We start from the raw sequence: 24876 nt of genomic DNA, 5'->3' as shown, positions 1-24876 counted from the left end.
CTATGGGAAGAAAAGCGTGGTTTTACCGTCAGCTTTTATCGTATATGCCGGTCTTCTTTATCGTGATTTCCTTTGTGTTTTTTGTCTTTTTCCAAATGCTCGGGGAACAGTCCCGGCAAGGTGCGATTCAGGCCAATGAGACGATGATTCATCAGGCGATGCGTTCGGTGGACAACTCGCTGAAGGCCATCGATCAGATGCTCGTGCAGGAATTGTTGTTCAACCCCGATATGTCGGGATTTTTCAATCATGAGGATCAGGACAACGTCTATTTGAACATGCAGGCGGTGAAGGCCATGAAGCAGTTCAAGGTGTCCAATCCGCTTGTGGATTCCATGGTGCTCGTGCGGACCCAGGATGAGTTCGTGTTGAGTACTTCGTCCTCGTTCAACTTGCCGGATTATGCGGATTATGACTTTCTCAAGCCTTATTTGGGCCAGGTCAATAGTGAAGCAGAGTGGAGTTCTATGCGGAATTTCCGGGAGTTCAGCTTCAACAGCATGCAGCATGTGGTAACCCTGGTTCGAGATGCACCCTTCGTTACCCATGGGAAAGGCGTTATTGCCGTTAATATCAAGGTGGACGCCATACATAACATGATTCAGGGCATGGTAAATCCCGATGTTAGTTTTATTCATATGAAGGATACGCAGGGGCAGTCCATGCTCTCCGGTACCTCCATGGCAGAGAGTGGTGAGCTTGTCTCTAAGACGATTTCGCCTTATACCGGATGGGTATATGAGGGAGGTCTTACTCAAGGCAGAGTGGTCGGTATCGTCAGCCAGCTGTACAATATCTGGTTTATCGTTGGCTTGCTCATGTGCCTTGCCGGGGTGGTCTGGATCGTATTGGTTACGCGCCGAAACTATAAGCCGATTGAAGCCATCGTGTCCCGGATTCATAATTATTCGCAGTCTAAAACGAGCGCGCTGATCCATAACAGTAAACAGGATGAGTTCGCATTTATCGAATCGGCACTCGAAAGTATGCTGGAACAGGCGAGCAGTTTTCAACAGCAGCATCGAGAGGATTTGCTGCTGCGCAGAGCGTATCTGTTCCAGCAGCTGATGGAGGGACAGTACCCGTCCCATATGGAGCAGTGGAACGAGCAGCGGGATGTCATGGGACTGCCGGACTTGTCCGAATCACAGATCGTCAATGTCATCGAAATCGATAAATATCCATTGTTCTGCGAGCAGTACCCGCAGCAGGACCAGTATTTGATCAAATTTGCCCTCAAAAGCGTCGTTCAAGAAATTGCAGCCGGGCAGGAAACGAGTGTTTGGACAGAATGGATATCCGCTTCGAAACTGGGCGTGATGGCGATGGCGGACGACCAGGACGCAGTACAGTATGTGGTCACGCTGCTTGAGCAGACCCGCCAGTGGGTGGAGCAGCATCTGAAGCTGACCATAACCGTTGGTATCGGGGAGAAAACGGAGCGATATACGGATATCCCGGACTCCTATGAGCAGGCACGCACCGCATTGAAATACAAAATGATCCTCGGCGAGAACCGAATCATTCATTACACCCAAGTATCCGGGGAGGAGCGGGGCCATGCCTTTGATTTCTTGAACCTGATCCGTTCGATGGCTCAATCCTTCCGGCTCGGCAACAGGGATTGGCAGGAGAAATACAATGCTCTCATCCATAACATTGGTCAAAACATGCTGGACCGGGACGGCGTGGTGAACCTGGTGGATTACATGGTGTACTCGCTCGGACGTGAAATGTCGTGCATGGCAAAAGAATTTCAGGATTTGTGGCTGACAGAGGGGCAGCCTGCGTTACGGAACGCGCTCCAATCATCCGATACACTGGAGCAACTGGAACAGGAGTTCGGGGAGGCTTTATCCGCTCTGTACGACAGTATGCTCGCTCTCATGGAGGGCCGGAATCATGCGGACACGATTCAGAAGGTGCGCTTGTTTATGGAGCAGAACTCGAGCAATCCGGATTTGTCTCTCAATTATTTAAGCGAACGCTTCAATATGAACTGGAAGACGCTGAGCAAGCTGTTCCGGGAGGAGACCGGTCAGAAGTTCGTTGATTATTTAATTGAGCTGCGGATGAACCATGCACGGAAGCTGCTCGAGGAGACCTTGCTGCCTGTACAAGATATCGCGACCGAAGTTGGGTATTCCAATGCCATCTCGTTTGGCCGGATGTTTAAAAAGCTGATGGGGATGTCACCGGGGGATTACCGTGAGCAGGCTGCTTATAAGCAGCAGAATTACGGGAACTAACGATCCTTCTGACTGCTTCATGCATAACTGAATCTAGTAGAGAATCTTCTGACTAGGTCATGCATATATAACCAAGCAAAAGAGTCCTGCGGATGAACCGTCCCGCGGGCTTTTTGCTGTAAACGGAGATAGGTTTAGCGACGGAAAAAGGTTTATTCGCCCTTACGGCCTGTCGGCCCTGAAGTTCCCTCTGCTCGCGGAAATACGTTGATTCGGAGAATCTTGTTTATTGATCGGATGGCGTTGTCGGCCCTAGACTTGGGATCAACACAAAGCGAAGGAGGGTGACCCAAGTGGCTCGTATGAGCAGCGCAATCCCAGTACCTGCAGATGCACAGGCGCCAACGAATTTACCACCAAACAAGCCCATGAACCGAACGAGGAAGAAGCTGATGAAGCATTGGCAATTCTATCTGCTCGTGTTCTTCCCGTTAGTCTACATCATCCTCTTCAAATACGTTCCGATGTTCGGCGTCTTGATTGCATTCAAGGAATACAACGTCGTACAGGGGATATTCGGCAGTCCCTGGGTAGGGTTCGATTATTTCAAGCAATTGTTCGACGCTCCGTTCTTCTGGCAGTATGTCCGCAACACGCTCGAGATTTCCCTGTACGGCCTGCTGGTCGGATTCCCGGCCCCCATTCTGTTAGCGCTGGCACTGAATGAAATCCGGAACGGCCGCTTCAAGAAAACCGTCCAGATGGTGACATACGCACCGTACTTCATATCAACGGTGGTCATCGTCTCGATTCTCATCGTGAACCTCTCGCCCAACACGGGGCTGATGAGCAATCTATTCCGTGCACTGGGGCTTGAGACCGTAGATTTCCTTGGCGTGCCGGAACTGTTTAAGTCAATCTATGTCTGGTCTGATGTGTGGCAGTTCACCGGTTACGGTGCCATCATCTATATTGCGGCCTTGGCGGGAGTCAACCCGGATCTGTACGAGGCGGCAAGAGTAGACGGGGCAACCCGGCTTCAAAAGATCATCAATATCGATATTCCCAGCTTGTTTCCGGTCATCGTTATTTTGCTTATATTGAACCTGGGCAATCTGATGAGTCTAGGCTTTGAGAAAATTTATCTTATGCAAAACCCGCTCAATCAGAACACGTCCGAAGTCATCTCTACCTATGTGTACAAGGTCGGCCTGCTCGGAGCCAACTTCAGTTTCTCCGCCGCCATCGGCCTGTTCAACTCCATTATCAATTTCATTCTGTTGGTCATTGTCAATTACGTATCCCGAAAAGTTTCATCAACAAGTCTATGGTAGGAGGTAGCGCATGAGCAGGTCAACCGTACGGGAGTCCGCTGCAGACCGGATTTTCCTTGGTATCGTGTATTTGTTTCTGTCTGTCGTACTGATCGTCATCCTGTTTCCGCTGCTGCATATTGTAAGCGCATCCTTTAGCTCTCCGGGCGCAGTGTCCTCCGGCAAAGTGTGGCTGTGGCCGGTGGATGTGACCCTGATCGGCTACAAAGCGGTATTCCAAAATTCCAACATTCTGATCGGGTTTGGCAATTCGCTGTTCTATGCCGTTGTCGGCACGATCGTAAATGTCGCATTCACCGTGATGCTTGCCTATCCGCTCGCCCGCAAAACGTTTTACGTTCGCAACATCATCATGATGCTGCTGGTGTTTACGATGTTTTTTGACGGCGGGCTCATTCCGAACTATCTTCTCGTGAAGTCGCTCGGCATGCTCGATACACGCTGGGCCATGATTATACCGGGGGCGCTAGCCGTGTTTCAGGTCATCATCGCCAGAACCTTTTTTCAGACGACGATTCCGGATGAATTGGCCGAAGCGGCCGAGATGGACGGGAGCAGCGACATTACCTTTTTCCTGAAAATCGTTCTTCCGCTATCCAAGCCGATTCTGGCTGTGCTCGCGCTCATGTATGCCGTTGGCCATTGGAATTCCTATTTTAATGCCTTGATTTATTTGAAGGACAGCAGCCTGTTTCCGCTTCAGATCTTCCTGAGGGATATTCTGATCCTGAATTCCGTCAGCGCCGAGATGGTGACAAACGTCAACGAACTGCTGGTCCGTGAAGGGCTGAAGGATTTGCTGAAGTATTCGCTGATCGTGGTGGCAAGCGCCCCGGTATTGATCATTTACCCGTTTGTGCAGAAGTATTTTGTCAAAGGCGTAATGATCGGATCCTTAAAAGGGTGATTCCTATTCCGTGAAGGAGGTGATGCCGGCACTATAGAATAGGTAATTCCGATGTTCGGACATATAGGGGGTAAATGCAAACACGGTTTCACTTACGAAGTAAGGGCAGGTATTTCATACTAGGGAGGAATTCATTTGAAAAGGTTCACTGGATTAGGTTTAAGTCTGGTTCTCGTGGCAGTGCTGGCTCTATCCGCTTGCGGCAAGACGAGTGAAACAGGAACTGAAGGACCGGCAAGCCCTCCGGGGTCAGGGGGACCCGTTGAACTGACGGTATTTGCTCCTCAGTCCGCCGGTATCGAGAGTCTTGATGTCAATCCATTCTCCAAGCATATCGAAGAGAAGCTGGGGCTTACATTTAAGTGGAATACGACACCTGACGCGGTATTTAACGATAAGAAACTGCTGATGCTGGCAAGCGGTGACTATCCGGCGCTCATTATGAATGCCGGCATATCCAAGGCCGATCAGATCAAGTACGGTATGCAGGGGGCCTTTATTCCCTTGAATGATTTAATCGACCAGCATGCACCTAACATTAAAAAAGCGCTGGAGGAAGTCTCCTATTTAAAATCGGCGATGACCGCGCCGGACGGCAATATATACGCGCTTCCGAAGGTGAACGAGTGCCTGCACTGCACGTATGGCCAGCGGATGTGGATCAATACGACCTGGCTTGAGAAGTTAGGTCTAGAGATGCCAACCACGACCGATGAATTCTATCAAGTGCTGAAAGCCTTTAAAGAGCAGGACCCGAACGGGAACGGCAAGGCCGACGAAATTCCGATGACCACTTCTCTTGATGTGTGGGGAGGAGGAGTTGATGCCTTTTTGATGAATGCTTTTATATATAACAATGGCACGACCTATCTAAGCGTGAAGGATGGCAAGGTGATTCTGTCCGCGGCTGAGTCCGAATGGAAGGAAGGCTTGAAATATCTCAGCAAGCTGTACAGTGAAGGACTGATTGACAAAGGAGCGTTTACGCAAAACGGCGATGCCGTCAAGCAGCTCGGGAACAAAGCGGACAATGTGGTCGGCGCCGTTGGTTATGCGCTGATCAGCAGCGTGCTGGAGCCGACCGACGCGAAGCCCCGTCATAAGGAATACGATGTTGTTCCGCCGCTGAAAGGACCGAACGGCGTGCAGCTTGCAGGTTATAGCGTCGGAGCAGGGGACGGATCGTTTGTCATCACGAACAAAGCGACGGAGGAGCAGCGGATCGCGGCCATTAAGCTGGCGGATTACCTGTTCTCCGAAGAAGGCACCGTGATGACCTCCTGGGGCTTTGAAGGAGAAGGATGGAGGAAGGCGGAGTCCGGCGCGCTTGATTACAACGGCGAGCCGGCTGCATATGAAGCGCTGAAGCGGGATGTGCCAGAGGGATCGCTTGACGTAACCTGGTGGCAGCTCGGTACGATGCTGATGGTGAATTCCCTCCGTGAATCCTTTGTCGCTCCGGAAGATCCGCTCGGCAACGGAGCCTACGAATATCGCTTGTGGCTGGCTGCGAAGAAATACGAGCCTTTTGCCAAACCGGAGCTTGTGTACCCGACGGACGTGTTCATCGATCCGAAAGACGCAACCTTCATCGCGCAGATTCAGAAGACGATTCAGGATTACGTGAAATCGAATCTGGCCCAATTCGTAACCGGCAGCAAGGACATCGAGAAGGACTGGGATGCCTATGTCAGCGGATTTAAAGGATTGCAGCTGGATAAGTATCTGGAGATCCATCAGAAAGCATTAGACAACCAAGGATAGAGGTATAGGAGGTTTATCGCTTGCACAATTTTATTGAATACGCGGCCAATATTATGCCCTCGGAACGTCAATTAGCCGTCCAGGAGATGGAGTTCTATGCCTTCTTTCATTTTACCATCAATACGTTCACGGATATGGAATGGGGCTCGGGAAAAGAAGATCCTGCCCTGTTCAATCCGGAGCAGCTGGATGCGGATCAGTGGGTAAGCGCTTGTGTCAGTGCCGGCATGCGCGGCTTGATCCTGACTTGCAAGCATCACGACGGCTTCTGTTTATGGCCGAGTCAGTATACGGAGCATTCCGTGAAGAGCAGCCCGTGGCGAAACGGACGCGGGGATGTGGTGAAGGAGGTTGCCGATGCCTGCAGGAGAGGCGGAATCAAGTTCGGCATCTACTTGTCCCCCTGGGACCGGCATGAACCGTCATATGGGGATTCGCCGCGGTACAATCAATTTTTTCTGAATCAGCTAAGAGAGCTCCTGACCGGCTACGGGGAGATATTCAGCGTCTGGTTTGACGGCGCCTGCGGCGAAGGTCCGAATGGCAAGCGTCAGGAATACGATTGGGAGTCGTATTACGCCCTGATTCGGGAACTGCAGCCAAATGCCGCCATCTCGGTATGCGGACCGGACATTCGCTGGTGCGGGAATGAAGCGGGGCATTGCAGGGAGTCGGAGTGGAGCGTCGTTCCGGCGTCGCTGCGTCAGAATGAAGCGATCCAGGAAAAGTCGCAGCAAACCGATGACCGGGAGTTTGCGCGCCGCTATGAATCGAGCGAAGAGGATCTCGGCAGCCGGAGCGTCATTCAGGGCGAGAAGGAGCTGGTATGGTATCCGGCCGAAGTCAATACCTCGATCCGTCCCGGCTGGTTCTACCATGCGTCCGAAGACGATAAAGTCCGATCGCTGGAAGAATTGCTGCATATCTATTACGGCTCGGTTGGCGGCAATGCCACCTTTCTGCTCAATATTCCGCCCGATACCCGCGGACTTGTTCATGAGAACGATCTGCAGCGTCTGCAGGAACTGGGTGACGCCATTCGAAATACATTTGAAACCAATCTGGCTGCTGATGCGGATGTTACGGCATCCGAGACGAAGGCGGGGCTGGAGGCTCGATTTGTTGTCGATGGCAGCAAGGATACGTATTGGAGCCCTGAGGAGGGCACGGAATACGCCGTGATTGAGCTGAACCTCGGGCGGGCGATCGATTTTGATCATATCGTATTGGCTGAATACCGGTATGGGCAGCGGATCGAGCGCTTCGAGCTTGAATATATGGAAAACGGGAACTGGCACACGATTCAATCCGGGACGGTAATCGGGCGCAAACGCATCTGCCGCTTTCCCGCTGTACGGGCTCAATATATCCGGCTTACGATTTTGGAATCGAGATGGTGTCCGCGTCTGTCCGGCTTTGAAGTATATCGGAGTTCGACGGATTGGTGAAAGAATTCTAACATTCGGCAGAATTTCGGTATGGTGCCATAATAAGGCGGCCATCGCAAAAAGGCGGTGGCTCCTTTTTTGAAAACGCAAAATTTACCTTCCGTTCCATCCAGATTAGTGTAAGATGTACGTGAAAGTATCCCATTTCATTGTAGAGAGGATGTAACCTGCATGAGCCATTCCGTATCATTTGAGACCCGGCTGTTAAGCTCGTTGTCCAAAGTATTTGCCGATGAAGAACTGTCCCAAACCTCGTATGACAGAGGGTCTTCGTTTGGCAATGAGACGTACTCGTTTCAAGTTGCATACCGTTCCAATCGTTTGTTAAAAAACATCCGGGTTCATCTGCAATCATCATTGAGTGAACGGATTACCATCCGTTCTGTAGGCTTGGTTCCATCGGAGCTGCCTACGTATCATGATCATGACGAGTTTATCTTAAGAGCTGCCCCCGGGCTGTATCCGGACCCGTTGCTGCCTCTGGCATCAGAGCCTGTTGTAACCGGATGCCCGAACCAGTGGAGAAGTCTGTGGTTTACGGTACAGCCTGAGGGTGAGATCAAGGGCGGTACATATGAAATCCGGATCCGTTTTGAAGCGGAGTCAGGGGAGTCGCTAGGAGAAGAGGTGTTCACGCTCGAAGTGATACCGGCAACCTTGCCGGACCAGTCGCTGATTCATACGGAATGGTTCCATGCCGATTGTTTGTCGAACTACTACGAGGTGGACATATTTAGTGAACGGCACTGGGCGTTGATCGGTCAGTTTATGCAGACCGCCGCTCAGAATGGCATCAATATGATCCTGACCCCATTGTTTACGCCTCCGCTGGATACGGAAGTGGGGGGAGAACGGCCAACGGTGCAGCTGGTTGATGTCGCCGTAACACCGGATGGAGCGTATACATTTGGGTTTGATAAGCTGGACCGGTGGGCAGACCTGTGTGATTCTAATGGGATTCAGTACCTGGAATTCTCGCATCTTTTCACCCAGTGGGGAGCCGGGCATGCGCCGAAGATTATCGCTAATGTGAACGGAAAGCCCGAGAAGCTGTTCGGATGGGAGACGGATGCGACAGGAGAACAGTATCATGCCTTCATCAGACAATTCATACCGGCCCTGACCGGCTGGATTGAAGGCCGGGGACTTAAGCAGCGCTGCTATTTCCATGTTTCCGATGAGCCGTCCGTGTCCCATCTGGAGGCTTACGGTCATGCAAGCCGGCTGATGAACGAGCTGCTGCCGGATTACCCGATCATTGACGCGCTCTCCGATATTTCGTTTTATGAGGAAGGCCTTGTGAAGCGCCCGATTCCTGCAAGCAACCACATCGAGCCTTTCCTGGATCAGGAGGTAACGCCGCTGTGGACCTATTATTGCTGTTCCCAGTACAAGGATGTGTCCAACCGATTCTTCAATCTGCCCTCGGCAAGAAACCGGATCATCGGGATTCAGCTGTATAAGTTTAACATCGAGGGATTTCTCCACTGGGGATATAACTTTTGGAATTCGCAATACTCGAAGCGCGCCATTGACCCGTTCAAGGTGACGGATGCGGATTGCGGTTTTCCTTCCGGGGATGCTTTCGTGGTATACCCAGGCGAGGAAGGACCGATCGAATCCATTCGGCTGAAGGTATTTCAGGAAGCGCTTCAGGATTTGAGAGCGCTTCAGCTGCTGGAGACGCAGATCGGCAGGGAGGCTGTGCTCCAGGCGCTGGAGGAAGGGCTTGACGAGCCGATCACCTTTAAGACGTATCCGAGGGAGCAGGAGTGGCTGCTGTCGAAGCGGCAGTGGATCAACGATAAGATCAAGGAAAGTTTGGTTGTGAAGTAACCGCACCGGTGCTTACGACATATAAAGCCTATTCATCATGGTCAATCAGACCGCATAAATTCTGCAAAAACGGCCCCATCTTCCTTTGAGAAGATGGGGCTGTTTTGATTTGCATCACGATTTGTTTTTCTCGCCAGATGAATACCAAGAATGTTCTTTCTTGCTTGTGCATGATCTCGTATGGTTCCATGATAAAGAGAAAGTGCATGTATTCAGGTATACCGGCGCAAAGGGCAGTCCGATCCTAGAGATGACATAGCCTGGGTTCTGCCAAGATTATCGGCAAACCACGCCCGAGGCGAAAGAGGCCTGCTGTGGTTCTAGTGGTGCCGCCGAAATTATGCCATCATTAGAGCAAGGGGGAAATGAACGATGTATTTGGATTTCAAGTTGGCGAATGACCGCCCGGCGTATATTCAAGTCAAGGATTACATGAAGCGCTTGATGACAACCGGGGCGCTGCAAGCCGATCAGAAGCTCCCCTCCACGCGTGAGCTAAGCGCGCTGTTTCGAGTGGGCCGTAATACGGTGCTGAGCGCATACTCGGATTTGGAGGACGAAGGCTATATCTATGCGGTTAAAGGGCAAGGGCACTTTGTTGTCCCTTCGATCAGCGGAGCACCCATGCAGCCCGACGGCAAACGGCTGGATTGGGGGCCTCGCCTGAACGAATACGCCAGGCTTGCGGAAGCCAATGATCTGATGAAACACGGCATCCGCGCTGAGAAGGGCTCTATATCTTTTACCAGCATCGCCCCCGATGAGAAGCTGTTCGATCTGCAAAATGTCAAGCGCGCATTTCTGGACCGAATGTCGCTTGAAGGTGATGTACTTCTTAACTACGGTTACGCCAAGGGTTATAAACCCCTTATCGATTACCTCCTCCGTTATATGGAGAACAAGGGCGTGAATATTCAAGGTAAGGATATGCTGATCACCAGTGGTTTTACGGAAGGCTTAAGTCTGGTGCTATCCGCCCTGAACAAAGGGCATGGCCGCATTCTGTGCGAGAATCCAACCCATCATACAGCTATTAAAAATTTTAAAATGCACGGGTTTGCCATTACCGGCGTCGAGATGGAGCCAGACGGCATCAGCCTGACAGGCCTCGCACGCGAGCTGTCGGAGCGGACGTACGACATGGCCTACCTTGTGCCTTCCTATCATAATCCTACAGGAATCGTTATGTCTCACCAGAAGAGGCTGGAAGCGCTCCGACTGCTGAATGAGTACGAAATTCCCGTTATTGAAGATGGTTTCAATGAAGAGCTGCGCTATTCGGGCTCACACATCGCGCCTCTCGTTGCATGTGCAGGCGGCGAGAACAACAGCGTGATCTATTTAGGCAGTTTCTCCAAGATTCTGTTTCCCGGCCTGCGAGTCGGATGGGTGCTGGCCGACAAGACCTTGATTCATTATCTGGAGAGCGTAAAGCGCGCCCGCAGCATTCATACGTCGACCCTGGATCAGTCCCTGCTCTTTCAATATTTGTACAACGGCAACTTCGAGAAATATTTAAAGAGAGCGAAGGCCGAGTACAAGCGAAAATATGAGCTTGCGATCCGATGCTGCGAGGAATGGCTCCCGATGGAGCGGTTGTCCGGTGACGGCGGGCTTCACCTGTTCGTTGAATTCGGTCCCGACTTTCGGACCCGGGAGCTGCTGGAAGCCTGCTCAGCCCAGGGCGTGGTATTCACGCCGGGCGACATTTTCTTTACCGATGGCGGCGGCCATCACACCATGCGTCTCGGATTCTCCCGCGTCTCCGACGAGAACATCGAGAAGGGGATCCGCATCATCGGCGAGGCTGCGAGGAAGCTGATGTAAACGGGCTGCAGCGGAGAAGTCGGAATGATTCTGGAGAAGCAAGCGTTCTCCTGAAAGCTTTCCAAAGGAAAGCTCGCATCGAAAGCATTAACCCGTCGGATTTCAACAATGAATATTCAAATCAGTGGAAATCTGAGGGCAACAGAGATCGAAGAATCATCCGCATGCGGAGTGATGATCAACATACAAAGAATACTTCTCCGAGAAATCGTGGGCTTCAACGGAGAAGGCGGAATTATTCTGGAGAAGCGAAGCGTTCTCCTTTGCCGTCGGATTTCAACAATGAATATTCAAATCAGTGGAAATCTGAGGGCAACAGAGATCGGAAGAATAATCCGCATGCGGAGTGATGATCAGCATACAAAGAATGCTTCTCCGAGAAATCGTGGGCTGCAACGGAGAAGTCGGAAGAATCATCCGCATGCGGAGTGTGCATAGGCAATCAGCTTGAAGAAATTATTTAGGAGGTCTACATCATGAAAGTTGGCGTCATCATGGGAGGCGTATCATCCGAGCGGGAAGTTTCGCTCATGACCGGCAAAGAGATGATCGCGCATCTGGATAAAAACCGCTACGAGGTTTATCCGATCGAGATTCACGATAAACGCGAGCTGATCAGCAAAACCGAAGGCATCGATATGGCTTTACTTGCCCTGCACGGGCAATACGGGGAAGACGGGACGGTGCAAGGCACACTCGACTCCCTGGGCATTCCGTATACTGGCAGCGGCGTTCTTTCCAGCAGCGTCTGCATGGATAAAGATTTGAGCAAGAAGCTGCTGCGGTACGAGGGATTGACTACAGCCGATTGGATCATGGTCAGCAGTATGGAGGAGTTGGCCGCCGCTGACGTGAAGGTACTCGGTTATCCTGTCGTAGTGAAGCCGAACGCAGGCGGGTCCAGTGTTGGTACTCGGATCGTGCGTGATGCGGCTGCCCTTGCCTCCGCCGTAGAAGAGGCATTGCGATGGGACCGCTCCGTGATGATCGAGCAAATGATCGAGGGTGAAGAGATCACTTGCCCGGTTTTGAACGGTGAGATGCTCCCGATTGTGTCCATCAAGCCGAACTCCGAATTTTTCGATTATACATCCAAATACGAAGAAGGCGAAGCGGATGAGCAAGTGATTGAGCTTCCCGCCAAACTTCAGGAGCGGGTGCGTACGGCTGCGCTTCAATGCTATAAGGCGCTGAAGTGCAGTGTGTATGCCCGGATCGATATCATCCTGAAGGAAGAGATTCCGTATATTTTGGAGGTCAACACGCTCCCGGGTTTAACGAAGAACAGTTTACTTCCAAGAAGCGCGGAAGCGGCGGGCTATTCGTTCAGCGGACTTTTGGATGCCATCATTGAAACTTCATTATCGGAACGAAAAAGCGAAGGCAAGGAGTAGAAGCATATGAATCCAACGAGCAGCTTTCTAACATCAACGGTGCAAGTTTTGCCGCCTTCCGGCATCCGGCAATTTTTTAATGCGGCCGAAGCGGACGATGACGTCATTTCTCTCGGTGTAGGGGAACCGGATTTTGTGACGCCTGCATGTGCGATTGAGGCCTGTAAACGAGCTCTGGACCATGGCCGCACGATGTACACGCCGAATGAAGGGCTGATGGAGCTAAGGGAAGAGATTGCGAAATATCTGGATACCGGATTCCAGCTGCAATATGAACCGTCGAGGGAGATACTGGTCACGGTTGGCGGCAGCGAAGCGATTGATCTTACGCTGCGGGCGCTCATTTCGCCGGGGGATGAAATTATTATTCCCGTGCCGGGATATGTCGCTTATGCTCCTCTTGTGCAATTGAACGGGGGAACTGTCGTTGAGCTGGAGCTTTCCGCAGAGCATAAGTTCAAATTGACTGCGGCTGCACTGCAGAAGTTGATTACCCCCCGGACGAAAGCGATCGTTGTTAACTTTCCAAGCAATCCGACAGGCGCCGTGATGACCTACGAGGATTGGCTGCCGATTGCGCGCCTTGCGGTTACGCACAATTTGGTGGTGATTTCAGACGAGATGTATGCCGAGCTTACCTACGGCCGCACGCATACCAGCATTGCTTCGCTGCCTCGGATGCGGGAGCGCACCATCGTCATCGGCGGCTTCTCCAAAGCCTTTGCCATGACGGGCTGGCGGGTCGGTTACCTCTGCGGCGATTCCCGCCTGGTGAGCGCCATGGTCAAGATTCATCAGTATACGGCGCTCTGCGCGCCCATCATGGGGCAGATTGCGGCTCTCGAATGTTTAAGAAATGGACTCGGGGATCGGGACGTAATGAAGCAGGCTTATGATGAACGCAGAAGAATGTTTGTGCAGGGTCTGAACGATATCGGCCTAAGCTGCCGCGATCCTCAGGGTGCTTTCTACGCATTCCCCAGCATAACCGGAACGGGTCTGGGCTCCCAGCAGTTTGCGGAGCGATTGCTTCGAGAGGCAAAGGTGGCCGTTGTACCCGGTCATGTGTTTGGCGCCGGGGGCGAAGGTTTCATTCGCTGCTCGTATGCCGCTTCGCCCGATCGATTGAGCGAAGCGCTCGATCGAATGGATCGCTGGCTTAGGACGCATGCAGGTGCTGACCATGGCCTGCACACCTTACAGAATTCTTGAGAGTTTGCGGTAATCGGTAGCGGTAATCCCCTCCAGTCTGCGGAAGATTCGGCTAAAATAATGAATATCCGGGTATCCGACCCCTTCGCCAACCGCCTCGATCGAGATATCGGATTCCCGGAGTAGCCTGCGCGCTTCGCGGTGGCGAACGGATTGCACGAATTCACTTGGCGGCATCCCCGCAAAGCGTTTAAACAATTTGGCGGTATGATCCGGGCTTAACATTAAATGCTCCGCAATCACTTTGTTGCTCCAGTCTTTGGCTGGAGTTTTTTCGATTCGAGACATCAGTTCAATCAGTTTGGCATCGTGCGGTGACGTCTCCGTCAAGGCCTGGGAAGGATGCGTCCGAAGCAGTTGAACCAGCACATCCAGCATCAGCCCTTTGCAGGCAAGCTCATAGCCGCCGGGACGGAGGGTGAACTCCTCCACGATTCGTTCCATCATCTGAACGCAAGGCAGCGGGGGCGTGTAGATGACACGGGAAGAGAGCGGGGGAAAAGCGGAGGACACCGCTTCATGCGCGAATTTATTCGGATCCAGCACGGCTTCATTCACGATCATATCCGCTTCGGTCTGTATGTCCAGCTCATCAAAGAAATCAAAATGAATCCCCAAAAATCGCGCGTCAGGATGGGAGACCACCTCATTCTGGTGGTAAACACCGGACGGCAGGAAGATCAGTTGACCGGCTTCGATGCGATAGCGGTTCCCGTACATCGTTGTAGCGGCTTCCCCTTGGTATACATAGAGCAGTTCAAAATCGTATAACCTGCGCTGCGGGAGTGATCCCGACGCCATGCGTTGAAACTGCGCATAGTGAATGCAGGGTGACCATTCGCGAAAAGGCGCTTCGCGTTTTATCGGAAAATTGAGGTCCATCTCGCTCATCGTAAACTCACTCCAAAATGTTATTAAGAGATGATAAATAGAACGGAATAGTCCAAATAATCACTTTTCTATCTAAATCATTTGGCGGAATATTTATTTATTATATAAGTATTATTACATCCAAATGGTTTATTTACAACTTGACGGAAAAAGTCAAATGATGTGTTTCAGAAAACGAGTGTTACAACATCAACCTATTGATTCAAGGAGGGATTCACGATGAAGAAAGGGATTAATATCTGGTCGTTCTCGGGAGATGCTTCCATCTCCGACTGCATCCGATTGGCAAAGGAAGCTGGGTTTGAAGGAATCGAATTGTCATTAAACCAAACAGGAGAGCTCGGCCTTCAGGCTGGCGATAAAGAGGTACAGGCCATAACGGAACAGCTGAAAGAAGCCGACCTGGATATCGCGGGTTTGGCGACAGGTTTGTATTGGGAATATCCGATGACCAGTGATGACCCGGCTGTCCGTGAGAAGGCCATGGATATTTGCAAGAAGCAGTTGGAGCTCGCGTCCGCTTTCGGAGTGGATGCCATCCTTGTGATCCCGGGGGCGGTCGGTGTCGATTTTGTTCCTGGTTCTGCAGTCATCGATTATGAATATGCCTACGAGCGGGCTCAAGAATCCATTCGTAAGCTGGTTCCTTACGCGGAAAGTGCCGGCGTTGCCATCGCGATCGAGAATGTATGGAATAAATTCCTGCTGTCGCCGCTGGAATTGCGGACCTTCATCGACGAGATCGGTTCCGAATATGTCGGCTCCTATTTCGACGTAGGCAATGTTGTGCATAACGGTTATCCGGAGCACTGGATTCGGATTTTGGGTGAGCGGATCAAAAAAGTCCATTTTAAAGATTACCGCAGACAGGCAGGCGGATTGCACGGATTTGTCGACCTGTTGGCAGGGGACGTTAATTATCCGGCCGTTGTTGAAGCACTGCGCTTGATCGGCTATGACAACTATGTTACGGCAGAGATGATCCCGGCGTATACCCACTACTCGGAGCAGATCATATTTAATACATCCAATGCAATGGATGCGATTCTTGGACGCACGCCAACTTTGCGCAAACCGGATGCCCGCCAGCATCAAGGCCAATCATAACAAGGGATAACGGAGGGAATAAGGATGCTGAAAATCGGAATATTGGGATTTGGTTTTATGGGGCGCATGCATTTCGACAATTATGTTCGACTAGCCGAAGAGGGCGCGGATATCCAGCTGGTGGCGATTTGCGATTTGCGCATCGATGAGCTTAAGGACAGCAAAGCCAACGGCAATATGGCGACCGAGCGTGATGTATACGACCTGGAGCCTTATCATCTGTATGACCATGTGGACAAAATGCTGGAGCATGAAGAGCTGGATATTGTGGATGTATGCCTGCCGACTTATTTGCATGCGGACATGTCCTGCATGCTGTTGGAGCGGGGTATTCACGTCATGTGTGAGAAACCTGTCGCAGGCAGCTCCGAGGAAGCCTGGCGCATGGTGAAAACAGCGGAGCGCACAGGAAAAACGCTCATGATCGGACAATGCCTCCGTTTCTGGCCAGCTTATGAATATTTAAAAGAATGCGTAGAGGACGGCCGTTATGGAAGCATCGTTGCAGGCGAATTCTTCCGGGGATCGGAGCCGCCTCAAGGCTGGTTCCTGGAAGGAGACAAGAGCGGTGGCTGTATCACGGACATGCATGTGCATGACGTGGATATGATTCATTGGCTTATGGGCAAACCGGAGCGCGTATCGACATTCGCCAAAACGATTATTAAAGGAAGCTCGTACGATATCGTATCCACCCACTACAGTTTCCCGGATGGCAAAGTGATTAACGCGCATGCGGATTGGACGCTGCACGGCGAACACGGTTTTTATATGGGTTACCGTGTGAATTTGGAAGAGGCAACGCTGGTGTTCGAGAATAATGAACTGAAGGTGTACCCTGAAGACGCCCCAGGCTTTACGGCTGAGCTGTCCGATGATTCCGGTTATTATCGTGAGCTCCGGTATTTCATTGAGCATGTTGCGCAAGGAGAGCCGGTAACGGTATGTACGCCTGAGAGCGCTGCCGGGTCGCTGGAAATTATTGAAGCCGAGATTCGTTCCGCAAGAGCGAACGGCGCCTTGGAGACGGTATCAGGAAAACAAGTGGTATCTTAAATTTATTTACTAAGTAGGACAATATAAAACAAGGCCAATCAGGTTATTCCCTGATTGGCCTTGTTTAGTTAATGAGTTCACTGCTTCCTATTCAAGCAATAGCATTGACATCCTGCAGCAAGAACTCTGAATGAATAGTGTACATGTTAAGCTCTGAACGTCTTCAAGAAGTCCACGGCAAGCTTGATATCCGCTTCCGGATTGGCTTTCACTTCACGTTCGATGGTCAGATACCCTGTATAGCCAATATCCTTGAGAGCATGCAGGTAAGCATTCCAGTTCACGCCGCCTTCGCCAAGCGGCACTTCACGGAACTTCTCACCCGATTCCGCCATATCGGCAATTTTGTCATGGTCAAGGGCAGGTGCCTCGTATCCGAAATCGCCGTATACATCACGAGGGTCGATATAGTCAGCCAGCTTGATTCCGTCCTTCGCGTGTGTATGAACGATATAATCCTTCAGGTTGTACACGCCCTGTACAGGATCATCACCGGTAACCATGACCATATTGGCCGGGTCAAAGTTTACGGATACACCGTTGGAACCTAGGCCGTCCAGGAATGATTTCAAATGAGCCGAAGGCTCCGGACCTGTCTCGATGGCAAAGAATGCGTCCATGGACTTCGCGAATGTGCTAAGCTCCAGGCAAGCTTTGTGCATCGTTTCATATACGCGGCTGTTATGATCTTGCGGCACGATACCGATATGCGTGGTGATGATATTGGTTCCCAGCTCCAAGCCGAGCTCCATGATTCGTTTGGATTTCTCGATTTTAGCCGCATTCTCGGCAGGGTCCTGGAAGCCGTGTCCGCCAAGGTCACCGACAAGGGCGAAAATTTCAAGCCCCAAGGAATCGATATAATCCTTCAATTCTTTTCGCGCGGAAGCGGAGAGATTGGCCGGATCCATTTCGCCGTGAACAGCATAGATCTGAACGCCGTCCGCACCGACCTCCCTTGCTTTGACAAGACCTTCTCTTACGTCAACCCGAAAGCTGTCAACGATAACGCCAATTTTGTTAGGCATGATAGGCTTCGACATTCTAATATCCCCCTTATATCATCCTTGTGTCATCCATCGTCCGTATAACTTAAACCTCATTCCAGGTTTTACGGAGATATTCCAATCCAAACTTAGCTCCCGTACGGCAATCTTCCAGCCCTTCGAATTCAATTGAGATGTAGCCGTCATAACCGGATTCCTTCACGATGCGAACGACTTCCGGCATATCGATATCGCCTTGGCCGACAATCGCGCCACGCAGCCAGTTGCCGCTGGAGGTGTTAAACCAACCGGATCCAGGTGCGCGGTGAGCCGGGCGATAATAGAAGTCCTTGAAGTGAACCATCGAAGCCAAGCCGATGTTGTTCTTGACTGCCACAGTTGACACCTCATCTGCACAGAGGAAGTTTCCAATGTCTAGAGTTGTTTTGAAGTTAGGGTGATTCACGGTTTGAACCAGCGCTTTTACACGGTCGCTATGTTGAATGAAATAGCCGTGGTTCTCCACGCTTGTTGTAATGCCGCGTTCTGCCGCGTAATCGGCTATGATTCGGCATGCATTGGCCAGGCGGGGAAGTTCCTCCAGGAAATGCGTGATGGACAAGTCCTTGGAAGAGCCTACGTCATGGCGCATCAGCTTAACGCCAAGCGCGGCCGCAATGTCCACTTCGCCTTTAACTCTTTCAATCTCCGCTTCATATGCAGCATCATCCAATTCCGCAAAATTGGCGCCGATGGCATAGTTGGAGATCTCAAGCCCTTTGGAAGCGGCATGGGATTTAATTGTATCGATCAACTCCGGCGTTTCCTTCAGGTTAAAGCCGAGTGGAACGATTTCGATATGCTCTCCGCCGATTTCTGCAACGTAGTCGATGACATCAGTAATGTTCATTTCGCCTTTATTCATGGCCTGGTACAGGCTGTATGAGCTTATTCCAAGTTTCATAAGAGAACCTCAACCCCTTTTTCGGCGGATTCATAGATCCCGCACAGAATCTTCATGATCTCAACGCCGTCTTCCACCGGGCTGAGAGGTGACGTGCCGTTCTCGATGCTGGAAATGAAATGATCGACTTCGCTTTGGAAAGCCGCGTTGAAATCGAATCCTTTGTTGTCCGTTTGAGGCTGGATGTTGATGATGGTATCGTGCTTTTCCGTTACGATGACCACTTCTGGATCAATCTCGAATCCGCCCTTGTCTCCATACAATTTAACGGATTGCAGATTCTCCTTCGAGTGCAGCGTGAAGCTGACGTCCACCAGCAAAGAGGCGCCGTTTTCAAAACGGATCATCGCATTCGCCATATCCTCAACCGTGTTCTTCTCCGCGTCATAGTCAGCCGCTTTGTAGAAGGAGAGGTTGCGAACATTAGAGCGATTGCCCAGCTTTCGATATGTATTGGCGCTGACGGAAACCGGTTTTGGCCGACCCATCATGTACCAACACAGATCAATGACATGCACCCCGATATCGATGAGAGGTCCGCCGCCGGAACGTTCGATGTCAGAGAACCAGCCGCCTGGATTGCCGAGACGACGAACGGAGGAAGCCTTCGCGAAGTAGATCTCCCCAAATTCACCCTTGTCTGCAAACTCGCGGAGCATCTGAGCGTTAGGGTCGTAACGTCTTACGAAGCCGACCTGAAGCAGTTTGCCGGAGGATTTAACGGCTTCCTGTACTTGAAGCGCTTCCTCAACGGTACGGCAGAGAGGTTTCTCAACCAGGACGTGTTTGCCTGCATTCAGTGCCGCAATGCTGATTTCGGCATGCGTATTGTTCCAGGTACAGATGCTTACTGCATCGATTTCCGGATCAGCCAGAAGTTCGTTATAATCGGTGTAGACTTTGGTAGCACCGTATTTTTCAGCTGCACGCTGTGCTCTTTCTTCATTTAAATCGCACACGGCGAGCAAATTCGCGTTCGCATGTTTCTCATAGGATTGCAAATGCATAGCAGAGATCGATCCCGTGCCAATGACGCCAACATTAATAGATTTCATGAGTTCACTCCTCTGAATTTACTGCATTACACTTTCGTATTATAATGCTTTTAGAGGAAGACACCATGATAAACCGTGCTGTTTGTTTGTACAATTGTGCTGTCTTACTGGAAGGAGATCAGAACATTGGACAAAACACTGCGAGAACCGATGACGATGCCGGATCCTCAGTTTCCAATTAAGGTTCATCGTTGCGAGTTTGATGGACGGGGACAGGTTTTGTTTAACCACCATTGGCATGAACATCTTGAAATTCTATACATTGTATCAGGAGAAGCGAGTTTGGAGTGCGGCTCGTCCACCTTCACGGTCAAGGAAGGCGATATGATCGTCATTAACCGGAATGAGCTGCATTACGGCCTCAGCCTGTCGGATCATTTGTTTTATTATGCGTTAATCGCGGACTTCTCGCTGCTTCAGAGCCATTCGCTGGATGCAACCGAGATGAAATTCATCACGCCGATCACCCAGAATCGGCTGATCTTCGAGAACCGAATTAGCGGGGATGATGCGCTAGCCTCCATGCTGTCTATCATTCATGAGCTGGAACAGCAGGAATTCGGTTATGAGCTGGCCGTCAAATCAGAGCTGTATCGGCTGCTTACGCTGCTTGTTCGAGGTTATGTAGCGACGGTTCTTACCCTGGATGAGTACATCGAGCGGATGAAGAATGTGGAGCGGTTTGCCCCGATATTCAAGTATATCGAAGAGCATTACCGGGAGGATTTGTCAGTGGAGCTCCTATCCGGCATGGCGGGTCTCAGCCGCTTTCATTTCAGCCGGCTGTTCAAGGAAATCAGCGGCCGGACCGTGACGGAGTATGTGAATGAGACGAGGCTCAACCGGGCGGATTATCTCCTTCGCGAGAGTCCGCTTACCGTATCCGAAATCGCGGCTGCGACCGGGTTTAATGATATTTATTATTTCAGTCGAACCTTCAAGAAATATAAAAGCATGGCTCCATCGGCTTTACGGAAAAAGTGAGAATCGGCTTTAACGGTTCTGAATAGGCTCCATGTAGACATAAGTATAAAAGCAACCTATAATGAATAATCATATTTATTGCATAAAGTGGCGGAGATAACGGAGAACCCTTTTGCTTAAATGCGTACTGTATTTGGTATGCATTTTTAGCAGAAGCGGTTCTTTTTTTGAAGAGATAAGAAAGTATAGACATGCGAGGCTTAGCATCCTTATCTCGCAAGAAAAACTTGCGCTAAATGCGGTCTGTCTTCAGATAAAGTACGTCGATAGACGTTTTTCTTATGATGGAACAGGTTCTTTATTTTAAATTCAGAGAGGAGAATGTCAGGTGGACACAAGCTTATCCGCCAAGATGCGGACCCAATATTTGCAGGACATGTCAGCAAAAAAGCTGGATGTGCTGGTGATTGGCGGCGGTATCACGGGTGCGGGAATTGCTTGGGACGCCAGCTGCAGAGGGATGAGCGTCGGCTTGGTGGAAATGAATGATTTTGCTTCGGGAACGAGCAGTAGATCAACGAAGCTGATTCATGGCGGTCTTCGGTATCTGAAGCAAGGAGAGATCGGCTTGGTACGTGAGGTGGGTTCTGAACGGGCACTGCTTCACCGGAGCGCTCCGCATCTGGTGGAGCCGATTCCGATGCTGCTCCCAATTTATAAAAAAGGCACTTATGGTTATCTTGCCAGCGCGATCGGATTGTATCTGTACGACTGGCTGGCAGGGGTCAAACGCAGCGAACGGCGCAAGATGTTCCGGCGCGAGAGTACCCTGACCCTTGAACCGCTCTTTCGAAAGGAGGGATTGAAAGGTTCCGGTTATTATTATGAATACCGAACCGACGATGCTCGATTAACGGTGGAAGTGATGAAGTCTGCAAGGGCCAAGGGAGCGCTCATCGCGAATTATGCCAAAGTCCAGGAATTCATGTATCGAGGAGGAAAAGTAGTAGGAGCTCATGTCGAAGACCAAGTGAGTGGCAAGACCTATACGATAAACGCCAAAAAGATCATCAATGCCGCCGGGCCATGGGTGGATCAGGTCAGGCTCAAGGATAATTCGCTCAAGGGAAAGCGCCTGCTTTTAACAAAAGGCGTTCACCTGGTGGTGGATCATGCCAAGCTTCCCATTCGGCAAGCAGCTTATTTCGATGTGCCGGGTGGCCGCATGATTTTTGTCATTCCAAGAGAGGGCAAGACCTACATCGGAACGACTGATACCGTTTACGAGGGGGCGATTGAGACGCCTGGTATTACCGAGGAGGATCGGCGATATCTGATCGATGCGGTGAATCATGCTTTCCCGGAGTCAAGGCTGGGGCCGGACGATATCGAATCCGGATGGTCGGGCTTACGGCCGCTCGTCCGTGAGGAAGGAAAGGGTCCTTCGGAAATATCGAGAAAAGATGAGATGTTTATATCCGATTCCGGGTTGATCACCATTGCAGGCGGAAAGCTGACCGGTTTTCGGAAAATGGCCGAAAAGGTAGTGAACCTTGCAGCCAGGCAGCTTCAAGACGCCGATGGCACCATCTATCCTCCTTGTACGACGGATCGGGTTCCCATCAGCGGGGGCGACCTGAACGGCCTTACCTATAAGGAGCTTCAGAAGAAGTTGATCAAGCAGGGTGAATCCCTTGGTATCAGGCCCGAAGACATTCTGAGCCTCATGAACAGGTACGGCTCCAATACGATGGAGCTGATGAACCGGGTCGCTGCTTCTTCGCAGGAAGCCGAAACGACCGAGCTTCGATTGTTACGTGCGGAAATCGAGTATTCCATCGAATATGAGATGACGATGACCGCAGTCGATTTTCTGTTAAGAAGAACGGGCTGGTTATTATTCGACCGGCAAAAAACCGAGCGAACCATTGCTCCCGTCATGAGGCTGATGCGTGAATATTTAGAGTGGAATCAAGAGGAAGCCGACAGGCAATGGGAGCTGCTGCAGGATCAATTGCAATTGGCATGGGGAGTGGCGGAAGGCAGCAGGATGGAACGGTTTACGGATCCGCCGGATCGGGTAGACGTCACCGGATCGCGTTCCGACCAGGAAGCCGAGCATTCTTCCGCCGTGTCGGCGATGAATCGATAGGGATCTTATTTATCAGGATCATCTTGTCAAATGTAAAATGTGGATGTAGTATAACCATATAAAGTTATAGAGCTGGGCAGAGATGATGAGAAGCCCTTTGCATAACGAGAACTTTCATTTGTGATGAATGAAGGCTTTTTCAATGCAAAGTGCTTCTCATTTTTTTGTAACCGCATGGAACCGCTTGTCCAAGGACTAAAGGGCATGACACCGTCATATGTATACTTTACGGATGGGGACTGTGGGTCCATAACAGAACTGATCTGGCCAGAACATGTCCAATTTATGTTTACAATCGGGCGAAATTACAGATTGAACATGCAGAGGAGAACGAAACATGGATCATTATTCAGGGTATATTTTTGATTTGGACGGTACGATTTATCTTGGGGCTGAGGCCATTGATGGTGCGGTGGAGACCATTCATTATTTGCAGGGACTGGGTAAGAAACTATTGTTTTTGACCAACAAAACGATAGATTCCAGGGAAAATTATTTGAAGAAATTAAGGAAGCTTGGCATTCAAGTTGAGCTGAACAACATATTGAACCCTGCGCTCGTTACGATTCATTATCTTCAGAAGCATCATCCGGGCGCAAACGTGTATGTCATTGGCGAGGATATATTGAAGAATGAGCTGCTGGACAATGGAATACGATTCGCCTCATCGCCGGAGGAAACCGACGTTGTGGTTGTATCGTGGGACCGGGATTTTCACTACCGCCATCTGGATTTTGCATATCAGGCGATTAAACGGGGCGCTGATGTGATTGCCACCCACCCGGATCGAACATGTCCGATGCCTGGCGGCGATGTCCCGGATTGCGGCGGCATGATCGGTGCCATCGAAGGCACCGCCGGCATTACAATCACGACCGTCATGGGCAAGCCCTCCGTCTTGACGGCATTGACCGCTCTTGATATTTTGGGAGTGAAGGCCGAAGATTGTCTGATGTCAGGGGATCGGCTGGAGACGGATATCAAGATGGGAAATCAGGCAGGGATGAGTACGGCGATGGTGCTGACCGGCGTATCGAGCAGGGACGATCTGATGGACAGCAGCGTGAAGCCCACCTATGTATTGAATTCGGTCTACGATATTTATCTCAGCGGTACTGCCGTGAAGCAGGCAGATGAAGCAAAGTCATGAGCATGAACAAAAATATGCCGGGGCAACGGGAGAATTGGAGATGTTGCGGCGGCAACGAGGTGAAGACATGAAAACCAGTGTTGAAGGTGCACAACGAATTTCGTATTGCTTGAAGCGTAAGCCCATTATTACTTCATTAATGAATGCCGATGAACTCCCTGCTGTGCTGGCGACCGAATCGAATATCGTGTTTATTCTCAAAACCGATATTTTTATCATCGAATCGATCGTTGAACAGATTCGGGAGGCGGGCAAGCTCTCGTTTGTGCATTTTGATCTAATTGAAGGGATCGGTAAAGACAAAACGGGGGTTAAGTATTTAGCTGAAAAGGTGGGCATTGACGGTATTGTCACGACAAAAAACACGGCGATTGTAGAAGCGAAGAAACTGGGCTTGTTGACGGTCCAGCGTCTGTTTGTATTCGATTCCGTTTCACTGGACAACGGGATCAAGATGATTAAGGCCTCCAATCCGGATGCCATTGAAGTGCTGCCGGGCATGGTGTGTCAGCGGATCATGGAACGGATTCGTGCAGAAGTGGACGTGCCCGTCATCGCTGGAGGACTCATGATCGATTTGGAGGATTTTGATACGGCTTTGAAGAGCGGTGTAATTGGCATATCCACCTCCAGCAAAGAGCTATGGCGCTGGCAGGATGAACATATGGTATAGCGAAGAG

Annotated in this window: 19 protein-coding genes; 15 read left to right on the top strand and 4 right to left on the bottom strand. The window is 50.8% G+C overall.

Translation table 11 applies throughout. From position 1 onward, the window contains the following. Nucleotides 1-2: 2 nt before the first annotated feature. The 9 genes from ACPV3A_RS02960 to ACPV3A_RS02920 all read left to right on the top strand — a co-directional run bounded on the left by ACPV3A_RS02960 (nt 3) and on the right by ACPV3A_RS02920 (nt 13911). Entirely contained in the window at nt 3-2249 is a 2247-nt protein-coding gene (locus tag ACPV3A_RS02960) for a helix-turn-helix domain-containing protein (RefSeq protein ID WP_426198083.1), read from the top strand. Nucleotides 2250-2551: 302 nt separating this feature from the next. After that, nucleotides 2552-3523, top strand: a complete 972-nt coding sequence (locus tag ACPV3A_RS02955; protein ID WP_253300292.1) for an ABC transporter permease — start codon at nt 2552-2554, stop codon at nt 3521-3523. 10 nt (nt 3524-3533) lie between these two features. Continuing rightward, nucleotides 3534-4430: a carbohydrate ABC transporter permease gene (locus ACPV3A_RS02950; RefSeq protein WP_071223167.1), complete on the top strand. Its 897-nt coding sequence runs from the start codon at nt 3534-3536 to the stop codon at nt 4428-4430. A gap of 135 nt (nt 4431-4565) precedes the next feature. Beyond that, a complete protein-coding gene (locus ACPV3A_RS02945; RefSeq protein ID WP_426198082.1) occupies nt 4566-6194 on the top strand; it encodes an ABC transporter substrate-binding protein in 1629 nt (542 codons plus the stop codon). 20 nt (nt 6195-6214) lie between these two features. Further along, nucleotides 6215-7642, top strand: a complete 1428-nt coding sequence (locus tag ACPV3A_RS02940) for an alpha-L-fucosidase (protein WP_426198081.1) — start codon at nt 6215-6217, stop codon at nt 7640-7642. Between the two features lie 171 nt (nt 7643-7813). Next, nucleotides 7814-9478 (top strand): DUF4091 domain-containing protein, encoded by a 1665-nt coding sequence (locus tag ACPV3A_RS02935; protein WP_426198080.1) that lies wholly within the window; start codon nt 7814-7816, stop codon nt 9476-9478. A 372-nt stretch (nt 9479-9850) separates the two neighbouring features. Beyond that, nucleotides 9851-11305, top strand: coding sequence for a PLP-dependent aminotransferase family protein (locus ACPV3A_RS02930; protein ID WP_426198079.1), 1455 nt, complete (start codon nt 9851-9853; stop codon nt 11303-11305). Nucleotides 11306-11781: 476 nt separating this feature from the next. Next, on the top strand, nt 11782-12699 hold the full coding sequence (locus ACPV3A_RS02925) for a D-alanine--D-alanine ligase (protein WP_194543932.1): 918 nt from the start codon (nt 11782-11784) through the stop codon (nt 12697-12699). A 6-nt stretch (nt 12700-12705) separates the two neighbouring features. Further along, nucleotides 12706-13911: an aminotransferase class I/II-fold pyridoxal phosphate-dependent enzyme gene (locus ACPV3A_RS02920; RefSeq protein ID WP_220684316.1), complete on the top strand. Its 1206-nt coding sequence runs from the start codon at nt 12706-12708 to the stop codon at nt 13909-13911. Here the strand turns inward: ACPV3A_RS02920 and ACPV3A_RS02915 are convergent. After that, nucleotides 13897-14802 carry a helix-turn-helix transcriptional regulator gene (locus ACPV3A_RS02915; RefSeq protein ID WP_220684317.1) on the bottom strand — a complete coding sequence of 302 codons (906 nt, stop codon included), beginning with the start codon at nt 14800-14802 and terminating at the stop codon, nt 13897-13899. The two genes, ACPV3A_RS02920 and ACPV3A_RS02915, sit on opposite strands and share 15 nt — an antisense overlap. Before the next feature lie 219 nt (nt 14803-15021). Between ACPV3A_RS02915 and ACPV3A_RS02910 the strand changes: the two genes are divergently transcribed. Together ACPV3A_RS02910 and ACPV3A_RS02905 are read left to right on the top strand one after the other, a co-directional pair. Next, the gene (locus ACPV3A_RS02910) at nt 15022-15909 is read left to right on the top strand and encodes a sugar phosphate isomerase/epimerase family protein (RefSeq protein WP_194543929.1); all 888 of its coding nucleotides are present in this window, start codon (nt 15022-15024) and stop codon (nt 15907-15909) included. A gap of 24 nt (nt 15910-15933) precedes the next feature. Continuing rightward, the gene (locus ACPV3A_RS02905; protein WP_326119150.1) at nt 15934-16965 is read left to right on the top strand and encodes a Gfo/Idh/MocA family oxidoreductase; all 1032 of its coding nucleotides are present in this window, start codon (nt 15934-15936) and stop codon (nt 16963-16965) included. Nucleotides 16966-17111: 146 nt separating this feature from the next. Here the strand turns inward: ACPV3A_RS02905 and ACPV3A_RS02900 are convergent, their stop codons facing one another. The 3 genes from ACPV3A_RS02900 to ACPV3A_RS02890 are packed head-to-tail and all read right to left on the bottom strand — an operon-like array spanning nt 17112 to nt 19970. Beyond that, the gene (locus tag ACPV3A_RS02900) at nt 17112-18008 is read right to left on the bottom strand and encodes a sugar phosphate isomerase/epimerase family protein (protein ID WP_426198078.1); all 897 of its coding nucleotides are present in this window, start codon (nt 18006-18008) and stop codon (nt 17112-17114) included. A 49-nt stretch (nt 18009-18057) separates the two neighbouring features. Further along, nucleotides 18058-18915, bottom strand: a complete 858-nt coding sequence (locus ACPV3A_RS02895; protein ID WP_426198077.1) for a sugar phosphate isomerase/epimerase family protein — start codon at nt 18913-18915, stop codon at nt 18058-18060. Next, nucleotides 18912-19970 (bottom strand): Gfo/Idh/MocA family protein, encoded by a 1059-nt coding sequence (locus ACPV3A_RS02890; protein ID WP_426198076.1) that lies wholly within the window; start codon nt 19968-19970, stop codon nt 18912-18914. Before ACPV3A_RS02890 ends, ACPV3A_RS02895 begins: the two co-directional genes overlap by 4 nt. Before the next feature lie 126 nt (nt 19971-20096). Between ACPV3A_RS02890 and ACPV3A_RS02885 the strand changes: the two genes are divergently transcribed. The 4 genes from ACPV3A_RS02885 (at nt 20097) to ACPV3A_RS02870 (ending at nt 24869) form a co-directional block, all read left to right on the top strand. Further along, nucleotides 20097-20954 (top strand): helix-turn-helix domain-containing protein, encoded by an 858-nt coding sequence (locus ACPV3A_RS02885; protein ID WP_426198075.1) that lies wholly within the window; start codon nt 20097-20099, stop codon nt 20952-20954. 328 nt (nt 20955-21282) lie between these two features. Further along, nucleotides 21283-23046, top strand: coding sequence for a glycerol-3-phosphate dehydrogenase/oxidase (locus tag ACPV3A_RS02880; protein WP_426198074.1), 1764 nt, complete (start codon nt 21283-21285; stop codon nt 23044-23046). A 337-nt stretch (nt 23047-23383) separates the two neighbouring features. Continuing rightward, nucleotides 23384-24196, top strand: coding sequence for an HAD-IIA family hydrolase (locus ACPV3A_RS02875; protein ID WP_216530233.1), 813 nt, complete (start codon nt 23384-23386; stop codon nt 24194-24196). 67 nt (nt 24197-24263) lie between these two features. Then, a complete protein-coding gene (locus ACPV3A_RS02870) occupies nt 24264-24869 on the top strand; it encodes a glycerol-3-phosphate responsive antiterminator (RefSeq protein WP_071223375.1) in 606 nt (201 codons plus the stop codon). The last annotated feature ends 7 nt before the right edge of the window (nt 24870-24876 follow it).

The sequence above is a fragment of the Paenibacillus sp. Dod16 genome (assembly GCF_049893405.1).
Taxonomy (GTDB): domain Bacteria; phylum Bacillota; class Bacilli; order Paenibacillales; family Paenibacillaceae; genus Paenibacillus_AQ.
Note: the sequence above shows the minus strand (reverse complement) of the source record. Positions and strands in the feature narration are given on the sequence as shown.

Coding starts and splice junctions, on each gene's coding strand:
- ACPV3A_RS02960 (WP_426198083.1), top strand. CDS start 3: ATGGGAAGAAAAGCGTGGTTTTACCGTCAGCTTTTATCGTATATGCCG.
- ACPV3A_RS02955 (WP_253300292.1), top strand. CDS start 2,552: ATGAGCAGCGCAATCCCAGTACCTGCAGATGCACAGGCGCCAACGAAT.
- ACPV3A_RS02950 (WP_071223167.1), top strand. CDS start 3,534: ATGAGCAGGTCAACCGTACGGGAGTCCGCTGCAGACCGGATTTTCCTT.
- ACPV3A_RS02935 (WP_426198080.1), top strand. CDS start 7,814: ATGAGCCATTCCGTATCATTTGAGACCCGGCTGTTAAGCTCGTTGTCC.
- ACPV3A_RS02930 (WP_426198079.1), top strand. CDS start 9,851: ATGTATTTGGATTTCAAGTTGGCGAATGACCGCCCGGCGTATATTCAA.
- ACPV3A_RS02925 (WP_194543932.1), top strand. CDS start 11,782: ATGAAAGTTGGCGTCATCATGGGAGGCGTATCATCCGAGCGGGAAGTT.
- ACPV3A_RS02920 (WP_220684316.1), top strand. CDS start 12,706: ATGAATCCAACGAGCAGCTTTCTAACATCAACGGTGCAAGTTTTGCCG.
- ACPV3A_RS02915 (WP_220684317.1), bottom strand. CDS start 14,802: ATGAGCGAGATGGACCTCAATTTTCCGATAAAACGCGAAGCGCCTTTT.
- ACPV3A_RS02910 (WP_194543929.1), top strand. CDS start 15,022: ATGAAGAAAGGGATTAATATCTGGTCGTTCTCGGGAGATGCTTCCATC.
- ACPV3A_RS02905 (WP_326119150.1), top strand. CDS start 15,934: ATGCTGAAAATCGGAATATTGGGATTTGGTTTTATGGGGCGCATGCAT.
- ACPV3A_RS02900 (WP_426198078.1), bottom strand. CDS start 18,008: ATGTCGAAGCCTATCATGCCTAACAAAATTGGCGTTATCGTTGACAGC.
- ACPV3A_RS02895 (WP_426198077.1), bottom strand. CDS start 18,915: ATGAAACTTGGAATAAGCTCATACAGCCTGTACCAGGCCATGAATAAA.
- ACPV3A_RS02890 (WP_426198076.1), bottom strand. CDS start 19,970: ATGAAATCTATTAATGTTGGCGTCATTGGCACGGGATCGATCTCTGCT.
- ACPV3A_RS02875 (WP_216530233.1), top strand. CDS start 23,384: ATGGATCATTATTCAGGGTATATTTTTGATTTGGACGGTACGATTTAT.
- ACPV3A_RS02870 (WP_071223375.1), top strand. CDS start 24,264: ATGAAAACCAGTGTTGAAGGTGCACAACGAATTTCGTATTGCTTGAAG.